11 protein-coding genes are annotated in these 12128 nt (G+C 50.0%); all 11 read left to right on the top strand.

What is annotated here, in order from left to right:
- The first annotated feature begins 23 nt into the window (after window positions 1–23).
- The 11 genes from KP22_RS04015 to KP22_RS04065 all read left to right on the top strand — a co-directional run bounded on the left by KP22_RS04015 (window position 24) and on the right by KP22_RS04065 (window position 12075).
- Window positions 24–1688 carry a terminase large subunit gene (locus KP22_RS04015; protein WP_039323443.1) on the top strand — a complete coding sequence of 555 codons (1665 nt, stop codon included), beginning with the start codon at window positions 24–26 and terminating at the stop codon, window positions 1686–1688.
- On the top strand, window positions 1688–3829 hold the full coding sequence (locus KP22_RS04020; RefSeq protein WP_039322570.1) for a portal protein: 2142 nt from the start codon (window positions 1688–1690) through the stop codon (window positions 3827–3829). Before KP22_RS04015 ends, KP22_RS04020 begins: the two co-directional genes overlap by 1 nt.
- A gap of 27 nt (window positions 3830–3856) precedes the next feature.
- A complete protein-coding gene (locus KP22_RS04025; protein WP_039322574.1) occupies window positions 3857–4684 on the top strand; it encodes a DUF2971 domain-containing protein in 828 nt (275 codons plus the stop codon).
- 229 nt (window positions 4685–4913) lie between these two features.
- The gene (locus KP22_RS04030; protein ID WP_039322576.1) at window positions 4914–5963 is read left to right on the top strand and encodes a hypothetical protein; all 1050 of its coding nucleotides are present in this window, start codon (window positions 4914–4916) and stop codon (window positions 5961–5963) included.
- 61 nt (window positions 5964–6024) lie between these two features.
- Complete coding sequence (locus tag KP22_RS04035; protein ID WP_039322579.1) at window positions 6025–7248, top strand: N4-gp56 family major capsid protein; 1224 nt, start codon at window positions 6025–6027, stop codon at window positions 7246–7248.
- 69 nt (window positions 7249–7317) lie between these two features.
- Window positions 7318–7701: a hypothetical protein gene (locus KP22_RS04040; RefSeq protein ID WP_039322582.1), complete on the top strand. Its 384-nt coding sequence runs from the start codon at window positions 7318–7320 to the stop codon at window positions 7699–7701.
- 56 nt (window positions 7702–7757) lie between these two features.
- Window positions 7758–8195: a hypothetical protein gene (locus tag KP22_RS04045; RefSeq protein WP_039322584.1), complete on the top strand. Its 438-nt coding sequence runs from the start codon at window positions 7758–7760 to the stop codon at window positions 8193–8195.
- 2 nt (window positions 8196–8197) lie between these two features.
- Window positions 8198–8794: a hypothetical protein gene (locus KP22_RS04050; protein WP_039322587.1), complete on the top strand. Its 597-nt coding sequence runs from the start codon at window positions 8198–8200 to the stop codon at window positions 8792–8794.
- Entirely contained in the window at window positions 8794–9456 is a 663-nt protein-coding gene (locus tag KP22_RS04055; protein ID WP_039322589.1) for a phage adaptor protein, read from the top strand. The genes KP22_RS04050 and KP22_RS04055 overlap by 1 nt, the downstream gene beginning before the upstream one ends.
- Window positions 9453–11597, top strand: a complete 2145-nt coding sequence (locus tag KP22_RS21255) for a phage tail fiber protein (RefSeq protein ID WP_052012466.1) — start codon at window positions 9453–9455, stop codon at window positions 11595–11597. Before KP22_RS04055 ends, KP22_RS21255 begins: the two co-directional genes overlap by 4 nt.
- Window positions 11598–11640: 43 nt before the next feature.
- Window positions 11641–12075 (top strand): hypothetical protein, encoded by a 435-nt coding sequence (locus tag KP22_RS04065; RefSeq protein ID WP_039322591.1) that lies wholly within the window; start codon window positions 11641–11643, stop codon window positions 12073–12075.
- Window positions 12076–12128 lie beyond the last annotated feature (53 nt).

Here is a 12128-nt window from a genome sequence, read left to right on the forward strand (position 1 = left end):
TCGCAGAAGACGAGCTGGACGGAATGACCGAGGCGCAGCAGCGCCTTTTTATTTTGTCCAAATTGAGCAATCCGTGGTGGCGGCTCAACAATCTGTACAAGATCGAGAATGAAAAAGGCCAACTGGTCACGTTTCGGATGCGTCCGGCACAGCGTCGCTTATTCAAGCACATGCATTACCGCAACATCATTCTCAAGGCGCGTCAGCTCGGTTTCTCTACCGCGATTGATATCTACCTGCTCGATCAGGCGCTGTTCAACAAGAACATCAAGTGCGGGATCATTGCGCAGGATAAGACCGCCGCTGGCGAAATCTTCCGTACCAAGATATCAATACCGTTCGACAATCTGCCTGGCTGGTTACGTTCATCTTTCAAGATTACTGAGCGACGCAGCGGGGCGAATGGCGGCTATATCCTGTTTTCTCATGGCTCCAGCATTCAGGTGGCCACATCCTTCCGCTCGGGTACGGTTCAGCGTCTGCACATTTCCGAGCACGGGAAAATCTGCGCCAAGTATCCGGCGAAGGCCAAAGAGGTGCGAACCGGTACGCTGAACGCCGTGCATGACGGCTGTATCGTGTTTGATGAATCCACAGCGGAAGGCGTTGGCGGTGATTTCCATACCATGAGTACGCGGGCGCTGGAACTGGCGCAATCCGGCGTTGATCTGACGATGCAGGATTACAAGTTTCATTTCTATCCGTGGTTTGACGATCCGAAATACGTTGCGCCCGTTCCGGCCGGTGGTCTGCGCCTGAGTAAATACCACCAGGAATATTTTGCTGCGGTGGAAGCAGCAACACGCGTCACGCTGAGTGATGAGCAAAAGCAGTGGTATATCCGCAAAGAGGTCGAGCAGGGTGAGGAAATGAAGCAGGAATTTCCTTCTACGCCGCAGGAGGCTTTCTTAACCTCTGGCCGCCGTGTATTTGCCGCGATCAATGTGATGCATGCCGAAGGGCGCTGCACCCCGCCGCTGATTGTGTATGACGTAGAACCTGAAGCCGGTAAGCGCACAAAGGTGCAGGCGTTGCGCGGCGGCGATAAAGAGGAGCTTCAGCGCACGTTACAAAATCATCTGCTGGTCTGGGAATTGCCAGATCCCGACGAGGATTATGCTATCGGCGCTGACGTGGCGGAAGGTCTAGAAAATGGTGACCGTTCATCTTTTGATGTTGTGAAGAAATCGACAGGCGAACAGGTGGCGCACTGGTTCGGTCATCTGGATGCGGAATTGTTCGCACAACTGCTGGCGCACATCGGCAAGTGGTACAACACCGCTTACATCGGGCCGGAACGAAACAACCACGGCCATGCAGTATTACAGAAACTGCGTGATATTTACCCCGTTCGTGCTATTTACGCCGAGCAGCACCTTGATCGCGATAACGACGATGAGACACCGAAGCTGGGCTGGCTGACGACCAAGCAGAGCAAGCCTGTGGTAACGGAAGGGCTGAAAACGTTACTGCGTGAAAAGGCCAGCGGCATTCGCTGGGTCGGCACCATCAACGAACTCAATACCTATGTCTATGACGCCAAAGGCAGCATGGGCGCACAAACCGGTTGTTTCGATGACCAGGTGATGAGCTATGCCATTGCGCAGGAAATGCGTGCCCGCATGCCAGCCAGACCGAAACTGAAACCTATCAACCGTTCTAAACCCACTCACTGGATGTCACATTGATGAACACAGCCGCTATTGAAGCTGAGGCACAGCCACAGCAGCAGGACACTCGCCAGCAGGACAACCGCGACCGCTTTACACAGCGGCAACTACTGGATCTTTCATCGGATATTGACGCGCAGCCAGACTGGCGCACCACGGCAAATACCGCCTGTGCGTATTACGACGGCGATCAGCTTGCGCCTGAACTGGTAGCGAAACTGCGTGAACGCGGCCAACCGCTGACGATGCATAACCTGATTGCGCCAACCATCGATGGTGTATTGGGCATGGAAGCCAAGACTCGTACCGACCTGATGGTTATCGCTGACGATCCTGATGAGGAAATGGAGCAACTGGCTGATGCAGTCAATGCGGAGTTTGCTGACGTTTGCCGCTTGTCCAACATCAATAAGGCGCGTTCTGATGCTTACGCTGAGCAGATCAAAGCGGGGTTGTCATGGGTTGAGGTGCGCCGTAACAGCGATCTGTTTGGTTCACGCTACAAGGTCGGGACCGTTCACCGTAATGAAGTGTTCTGGGACTGGCACAGTCGCGAGTCAGATTTGAGCGATTGCCGCTGGTTGATGCGTAAGCGCTGGCTGGACGTGGATGAGGTGAAAGCCACTTTTCCCAACATGGCGCAGGTTATCGACTACTCGATCAATGAATGGCGCGGGTTTGTGGACACCGATATTGCCGAGGGGCAGGAGTCTGCCTTAATCAGTGCCTATGATGAGTATCAGCAGTGGAGCCGCAAGGATACGGAATGGGTATCTGCCAACCGTAAGCGCGTCATGTTGCAGGTGATCTACTATCGCACGTACCAGCGGGTGCCGGTTCTTGAACTGTCTAATGGCCGTGTTATCCAGTTCGATAAAAACAACGTAATGCACGCCGTGGCGCTGGCGACGGGGCGCGTGTCGGTGGTGATGTCTCGCGTCAGTCGGATCCGTGAGGCGTGGTTTGTCGGACCGCACTTTCTTGGTGACCGTCCATGCTCAGCGCCGCAGGGCATGTTCCCGCTAGTACCGTTCTGGGGGTATCGCAAAGACAAAACAGGCGCACCGTACGGCTTAGCTTGCCGAGCGATCCCCGCTCAGGATGAAGTGAATTTCCGCCGTATCAAACTAACCTGGTTGCTACAGGCCAAGCGGATCATCAAAGATGCCGACGCGGTTAACATGTCGGACAAACAGCTTGTCGAAGAGGCTGAACGCCCGGATGGCGTGATTACACTTAACCCTGACCGCCGTAATAAAACCACCGCCGCCGATGCGCTGAACATCCAGCAGGATTTTCAGGTGGCGCAGCAGCAGTTTCAGGTCATGCAGGAGAGTATGAAGCTGATTCAGGATGGTATGGGCGTGTATTCGGCCTTTCTGGGGCAGGATTCCAGCGCAGCTTCCGGCGTGGCGATCAGCAATCTGGTCGAGCAGGGTGCCACGACGCTGGCGGAAATTAACGATAACTATCAGTTTGCTTGTCAGCAAGTCGGACAATTGCTGCTGTCATATTTACTGGAAGACCTAACCCGTCGGCGCAATTACTCTATTGTGGTGAACCGTGACGATCCACGTCGTCGTAAATCGGTCACTATCAATGAAGAGTCCGGTGACGGGATGACTAACGATATTTCCCGCCTGAGGGCGCACATTGCACTTGCGCCGATCCAGCAGACACCAGCTTATAAATCGCAGTTGGCCGAGCGTATGTCGCAGGTCATTACCGGATTGCCACCGCAAGTGCAGGCCACGGTATTGGATATGTGGGTCGAGTTGCTGGATGTGCCGAAGAAGGCAGAGTTTATCGAACGTATCCGCAGTGCGCTGGGAACGCCTAAGGCACCGGATGAAATGACGCCAGAAGAGCAGCAGGTGGCTCAGCAGCAACAGCAGTTGCAGGCGCAACAACAAGAACTGGCAATGCGTGAAATTGCTGGGAAAGTTGCGAAACTGGAAGCCGAAGCACAGCGTATTGCGGCAGCGGCTCAGCGTGAGCAAACCTTAACGAACAGCCAACGCTTTGATGATGCAAAAACGCAGGCAGAAACCGGTCGCATACTTCAGGATATGGAGAACACGACGCGGGAGGTTGAGGCGCTGAATGCGCAGATGATGCAGAGTATTCAGGGACAAATTGATTCGATCCCGATAGACTAAAGTGGTCTAATAAATAAGGAGGTTTCTATGGGTATAATTTACCATTATTGTAGCCCTGATGCATTTCTTAGTATCGCTAAAAATAAAAAATTATGGTTAAGTGCTACTAATAATATGAATGATTTTTCTGAAGGTGCTTGGTTATCAAAGGCTTTGGGAAACGTATTATCTTTAAATCTAACCTCTGATAACAAGGCTATGAGAGAAGGAATACTTCGACAGTTCAATATAAATAATAATATAAAATATATAACATGCTTCTCAAAGAAACCTGATATTTTAAGTCAGTGGAGAGCCTACGCTCAGAATGGTGAAGGTATTGCAGTTGGGTTTGATGAGGAGTCATTAGATCTGGAATCAGGGATGGCGTTCAATCACCCAGATCCTAAGTTTAGTATAAAATTAAACGATGTGATGTACATGAGTGGCAATGAATTATCTAACATGTTAGTTAATCTATTAAAGGAAAGTGGAGTTAAACTTTTACCAGAGAAAGAAAACCTTTCTCCAGAAACGTTGATGGATTTAGGGAATCGACTTTCGTATCTATCTCCTGTAGTAAAAAATCCTGCTTTTATTGAAGAACAAGAAAAAAGGATTATATATTCCCCTTTGGTTTTGAGTGATAAAAAAGATAATAGTACTAAAATTTTTAACCCAATTGGAGATATGCACTATCGTATATCGAATGGCTTTTTAACATCGTATTTTGAGTTTGAATTTAAGGGTGAGTCTATCGTAGAAGTAGTTTGTGGGCCGAGAAGCAAATTTTCCCAATATGACATTGAAACCTTTCTTGGCTTGAATCATCTGGGGCTGGCAAGGATTTATAGAAGTGCTGCGACTTACAGGTAGTTATTGCCTTCTACAAAGATACGCGCTAAATTCGCGAAAGATACCGGAGTATGCCTTAAAAAAGCTGCTCCGGTTTTTTTATACCACAAATTTGGTATCGGCCACCTTCGGGTGGCTTTTTTGTTTGTGCCGATAAGCACTTTAGCAATAGAGCGCTTATTCGCATGGGCAGCGATACGCCTTTTCCCTTTCGGATCTATCCGACAAATAGACATGCAGGAGTAATGACGTGAGTGTTGATATTGATAATTTAACCGGTGAAGAAACAGCGGAAGAGCTGGAATTATTGCTGAGTGGCTTGGGCGATGTCGATATTTCTGATGAGGCGACGGGCGCGGTAATCACTTCCGGGCAAACAACCGCCGATAATCTGAATGAGCAGCAGGAAAATAAGGGCGATACCACCACGCTGACGCCGGGCGTAGCTGCACAATCACAGACGACCACGACTCAACAGCCAGCCTCCGATGATAAGGGTAATGATTCCGCGAAAAGCATTCTCAGCCGCGATGGTAAACACACCATTCCTTATGATGTGCTGGAAGCAGAACGTGCTGAAAAACGTCGCCTGTCTGAAGCGAATCAGCGAACGTCTACGGAATTGGTTGAAGCTCGGCGACAGTTGGAAGTCTTCACGCGCCAGATTAATGACGCTGGTTTACAGCCTGCGCAGTTGCCGGAAAAAGCTAAGATCACGCCAGAGCAGATTGCTACAGTCCGTGAGAGTTTCCCTGAAGTGGCGAATGTGCTTGATGCGTTAACACAGAAAGTGGAATACCTGCAATCTGCACAGCCTGCATCAGCAGTTTCTCAACCTGTTAATGACAACCCTGTGATGGCGGCGCTGGATGCTACGGCTGAACTGAAGAACTGGCAAAGCAGCGATCCTGACCGTTTTACACTGGCGGTACATATCGATGAAACACTCAAACTTGATCCCGCATGGAAAGACAAACCGTTAGCTGAAAGATTCAGTGAAGTCGAGAAGCGAACCCGCGCTGCTTATGGTGAGCCTGTGGAGAGTGCACCTCAACAGGCTACGCAAGCCGCACAGCAGCAACCGACCACTGAAGCACTTCAGCAAAAAGCAGCAGACCTGCTGGCGAAAGCGAATGCCTCGTCACACTTGCCTGCGTCACCGTCAGATGTTGGTTCAACGACGCAACATACTGCATCGCCGCTGGAACAGGCGGCTAATGCCGATCCTGACCAATTGCAGGCGATGTTTGCTGGCATGACCGATGCGCAGATTGAAGCGCTGCTAGAACAGGCCATCTGACGTTAAACACTCATATCATCCAACCCGCCGCGTGCGGGTTTTTCATTTTTAGGGAACCACTATGACTACGATTACCTCCGCCCAGGCGAATAAGTTGATGCAGGTTGCGCTGTTCACCGCAGCCAACCGCAACCGCTCGTTCGTTAACATCATGACGGAACAGCAGGAAGCACCAAAGGCGGTCACGCCAGATAAAAAAGGGGTGAAGCAAACCAGTTTCACTGCGCCCGTTGTACGTATCACCGATCTGCAAAAGTCTAAAGGCGATGAAGTGGATATGCAGATCGTCCACAAACTCAGCAAGCGTCCGACGATGGGCGATGCGAAGCTGGAAGGGCGCGGTGAAAATCTCGCCTTCGCTGACTTTTCGCTCAAAATCAACCAGGGGCGCCATGTGGTTGATGCGGGTGGGAAAATGTCAGAGCAGCGCTATAAGCACAATCTGAACAAAACCGCGCGCACTTTGCTGGGGACGTACTTTAATGATCTGCAAGATCAGTGCGCGACGGTGCATCTGGCGGGCGCACGCGGTGATTTCATCGCTGATGACACCATCCTGCCGCTGGCCGGTCATGGCGAGTTCGGCAAAATTATGATCAACGATGTGCTACCGCCGACCTACGACCGTCACTTTTATGCAGGTGATGCGACCAGTTTTGAAGGTCTGGATGCTGCGGATCTGTTTACGCTTGGCGTTGTCGATGATTTATCTCTGTTTATCGATGAAATGGCGCACCCGCTCCAGCCCGTCAAAATGTCGAAAGACGAAATGGCGAATGACGATCCGTATTATGTCCTGAACGTGACGCCGCGCCAGTGGAATGATTGGTATACCTCCACGTCGGGTAAAGACTGGCAAGCGATGCTGTCACGCGTTATTCAGCGCTCTAAAGGTTTTGATCACCCGCTGTTTAAAGGTGAGTGTGCGATGTGGCGCAACATCCTGGTGCGCAAATACACCGGAATGCCAATCCGCTTCAATACCAGTTCTCAAGTCGCGGTTTCCAATAACGATCTGGCTGCGACGGTAGCGCAGAAGGAAGCAAAAACCACTATTGACCGTGCCATCTTACTGGGCGGTCAGGCGCTGGCGAACGCTTACGGTACGGGCGAAGGTGGCGGCCACTTTGGTTACCACGAAGAGAAAGTGGATCACGGTAACGGTACTGAAATTTCCGTTCGCTGGATCAACGGCCTGAAAAAGATCCGCTTCCAGCAGAAAGACGGCCGCGTGAGTGATCACGGCATTATCGTGGTGGATTCCGCAATTTCCACAGGGCGCTAATCACTCCCCCAATTCCTCTCATAACAGCAGGCTTCGGCCTACTTATTTGTTTTATCAGGAGAAAATATTATGGCAACGATTCAAGCGCCCTCTATGCGTGATGCGGTGTATCAAGGGCCACAGGGCAATTTGTCTTTGGCAGAGAGCCAGATTGTGCTGGCTGCCGCTGCTGTCGGCGATGTTGTTGAACTGCTGGAAATGCCGATCGGTATGCGTATCTGTTCCATTGATATTGTAAGCGATGCGTTGGGTGCGAATACCACCGTGGCGATCAAGAGCGGTAACCAGACTCTTATTGCGGCAGCTAGTCACGCGACTGCCGTTGCGAAGTCCGTGCCTATTGTGCCGTATAGCACGGCGGCCAGCGGTGAAAAAATTACCGCCACGATTGCGGGCGGTGCCGCAACGGGTCGTCTGTTCGTTAATGTGAAATATGTTGCGGTAGGCTACTAAGCTGCTTCCAACATCATCCAGCCCACTTCGGTGGGCTTTTTTATAAGGATTAAAAAATGGCAGAGATTTCTGTTGTATACATCGGTGATAAAGACAAGAAGCGCGATACCGTAACAGGTAGTCGCCTGATCTTTCCTCGCCTTAAGCCTGTCGGCGTTGAAAGTGGCATTGCTCACCAGTTACTGGAATTCCCTACCGTATGGGTGCGTGAAGACCAGGTAAAATCGGTATTGGCACAGTCTGCGGAAGACGAAGAATTAAAAGCCCAGTTGGCAGCAAAAGAGTTGGCACGTCAGCAGGCTGAAGCCGCGGCGAATAGCTGGGTGGTCAAAATCGGTAATGATGATGTTGATTTGGCAAAACTAACCTCAGTCCAACTGGCGACGCTGGTTGAAGCGGAAGACCTGGCGGATTTGAGACAAGGCGCTCAGGAAAAAGTTGACGATTTCCGCGCACGGGTTCGTGAAGCTATCAAGGCTAAAGCGGAGGAGTAATCATGGCTACACCGGATGATTTCATTCCTATTGTTAGACGTTACATTAATGGTCCGTTGGATTTGCAGATCTGGGAATCGTTGATCGAGGCGGCCATTACGTTCTGTCGTGAATCCCTTTTTTGCCGTGATACGCAAGAGATTGATGATGTGAAAGCGGGGGAGGTTTATGCCCTAACAGGTGGACAAGCACAGCGTGCGGTGAAACTATTTCAGGTGCTCGATTACTCGGATCAACAAAGTAACGCTAGTGCACCAGCCAGAATGCTGCGAGCAGGAAAGCACTTCACCGTATCGTCGGCGGGAACGGTGAAATTTTCCGGTGACTATAAAAAAGTCGTCGCATTCTTTGCTTCCGCACCAATGCGAGACGCAACGGAAATTCAGGATGTGCTTTTCAATGACTGGGCGGAAGTACTCGCCCATGGTGCACTAGAAAGTCTTTACCTGATGCATGCTCAGGAATGGAGTGATGCAGATCGTGCTAAATATTTCAAGCAAACGTTCATTGAAGGTTACCGGCGCGCCTACCGTGAGGCACTCGATCGGCCAGGTACAACCTGGGTTCCTCGTCCTGTTATCACGCACGAGTTTTACTGATGATTACAATCAATGATGTGATTGGGCGTGCCAATGCGCAGCTGGTGGATACACACTGGCTGCGCTGGTCAAAGTCTGAGTTATTGGATTATTTTAATGATGCTGTTAACGCCATCATTATTATTCGTCCTGATGCTGGCTCTTCCCGCGAAACACTTTCTTGTGCTGTCGGTGCGCGTCAGACTCTACCAGATGGCGCATTAAGATTGTTGGAGGTCATTCGGGTTGTTGGTGGGAGGGCGGTTCAGCCGATTCGTCGAGACTTGCTGGATTATCAGTTTCCTAACTGGCATGTCATGACTGGGTCAGTAGAACGCTATTGCTATGATGAACAAACACCGAAAACTTTTCTTGTATTCCCTGGTGCGAAAGCGGGTACTGAACTGGAAATTTCAGTATCTCGCTTACCGCCAGCCGCTGCCATTGATGACCTAAAGCCCACGGTCAATCGCCGCTTCCCTCTTGACGATCTGTATCTCAACCCTGTGCTGGAATGGATGCTGTTTCGCGCATTTGGAAAAGATGCAGAAAATGGCGCCAATGCACAACTATCATCCCAGCATTATCAAACCTTTGTCGATCTACTGGGTGTCAAGTCACAAGTTGAGCAGGCAGTTGCACAGAAGGTACAGCCCCAATCTCAGCGAGGAGTAGTAACGTGAGTGTATTGATTAGCGGAGCATTGCTTAATCCTGCTGGTATTCCTGTAGCAGGCGCTGAGATCACCTTTACTGCATTAACGACGAGCGATTCTGTGCTAAATGGCTTCTCTGCGTCGACAGTGACTAACGATAACGGTGAATACGCTATTCCGTTGGAGCACTGTGTTTATTCTATTGCTATTCAAAGCGATGGTTACAACTCTATTTATGGCTCCGTTTCTATTAATGAGAAGTCTACGCCAACGACGATCAACGAATTATTAAAGCTGGCAACGATGGAGCAGGCTGTTACGCCAGCTGTTATTGTCTATTTCCGCGAAATCCAAACCGACGTTGCCGCGAAGCTGGCTACGATGCAGACGCTGAGTAACAACGCGACGACTGCGGCACGTGATGCGACTACTGCCAGAAATCAGGCGGCTCAGTATGCCCAAAGCCTCAGTGCGGCGGTAGCTCAAGCCCAGCAAGCCAGCACATCAGCAACAGCCTCGGCAAATGCCTCTACTCTCGCTAAGAATGCTGCTGAGACGGCGGCCAGAAACGCCCAAAACACGCTTACTGATGCAATGAAGAAATCAGCGAATGGTGGTGATATTACGGATTCTGCTGCTTTTCGCGCAAACCTAGGTTTAAAAGATGCGGCAACAAATGATGCGCAAGCATCGCCCACTGACTCGACTGCCGGACGTGTCTTGAAAATAGCAAGCAACGGCGCGGGACCGTTTGGTCTCGGTTCTGCTGCGTCGTTTTTATCAACATCTGATGTTGTTGTTCAACTCAGAGGAATGCAAACCGGATTTGCTCGCTGCACGATAAACACTGTCAGAGCACCCACCTCCGCCGCCTGGCTATTCAATATTATGCGCTGGGACAGTAATACATGCTGCGTCATCGCAATAAGTACTGTTCCATCTCAGGGGCTGTATTTCATTGTGATTGGCTCTAACACAGACAGTGGGTGGCAACCATTATGGGCGGGCAACAATTTAACATTGCCAATTTCCACTAACAACGGGGGTTCGGGTACAAACACAGGAGCATTTGCGAACGGGCCAAATACGCAAGCCCCGTCAACCATTGCCGCTTTTCTGGCGTCAGTAGCTGGCTACGGTAATAATTCAGCAGGCTCTGCGTCTATATCAGACGACGCAGGAAGTTGGCACACGTATCTAAGTGTGAAGCATCGTTCAGGCTCGGGGGACGGCATTAACTACGGCTTCATTCTAGAAGACAGAGGGATGACGTCTAGTGACTACACCGGCTTTGTACTGCGAAAACAGCTCCCGACTGGGTGGTTGCCACCTGTAAATATACTGCATTCTGGCAACACTGTTAAGCAAAGCAACACAATGGATACTACCCCGAACAGCGTTCTATTGAACGGTGCGTTTGGGATGGGGTTGGGAATATCTCAAGCAACTGTACCGGCATACACAGACATAACGACATCAGGAATAACGCGCACATTTAAGTCGCCACAGGGCGGGGTAGGTTACCCAACAACAGACGTGGCGTGGTGCGGCCAGCACTGGGCCTATGATCACAATGCCGGCGCATCGCTGGCAATACTTGCAGCCCAGTCTATTGGGCAAGTCAGGGCGCAAGTAAATGTTCGCAGAAATGCAAACCAGTTGGGCTGGCTAAACGTATTACTTTCAAATCAATACGTTACGGATTCTGGCGGTTTCTACAAAACAGCATCGCCAGTTGTTAATATTTACTCTGACGGTTCATTCACTACTACAGACGAGGCCGCGGGCGTTAATGTTGAAAGACTGAGTGAGGGAGTTTACAAAATCACCGGGTGTCACGGTATGCACTCTGATGCAGCGTGGAACGGTATCGACGGCGGTGTAAGTAATCCGCGTTGCCGCAATGGGCTGGAACTGACGTGGAACGATTTTAGCGTTGAATCAGATGGCTCTGTAATCGTCCGCACGTATCATCGACCGCACCCCTATGCAATTTCATTCGCACGAAATGAAATTGACGGTTATAAAAACGGTGATCCTATCGATATTCCACGTGGGTTATTCATTCAGGTTCGTGTGAACATGCCTGAGCGAGAAGAGCCGAAACCCACTGTCATGCATAGCAACGTTTATTGTAACAGCGTTTCTTATTATAATTATCCCCGATAACTTAAGTCGTTAAATGTTTTCCGGCAAACATAAAGGATTATGTATGAAGCTTTATCATGTGACCTCACCATCGTCTTTGTTGTCGATAGTTAAATCAGGTGTATATCGCTGCTCTACAGTTGATGGGGATCAGGGATTGAATTGCTTTAATACTGATAAACCTCGCAGAACAAATGTGGAGCAAATGTTTGGTGGATACGGTGCAATGCTGATTATTGAATGTGATGATTCTGTCGTGATCAATGAAATGCCATGGCGCTGTCACGTCCCGGCTGGCACTAATAGTCACCTAGTTAGGATCGTTGATGTCTGTATTACTGAATGGGCATATCTTGATGATATTGGTGAGAGTTGGTGGACAAAATTTTTACCGAATAAAATGCGTGAGAAAACGATTAAGAGACAAGTAGATAACTTGGAGAATAAGATTCGCGAGCGGCTAGGCACAGAAGTGGTGAATTTGTCTATTACCTATTAGATCTTGTTATGAAGAACCATACGCGCTAAATTCCCCAAAGATACCAAGCCTCG

Origin of the sequence: Pectobacterium betavasculorum, from assembly GCF_000749845.1 — a bacterium.
Classification (GTDB): domain Bacteria; phylum Pseudomonadota; class Gammaproteobacteria; order Enterobacterales; family Enterobacteriaceae; genus Pectobacterium; species Pectobacterium betavasculorum.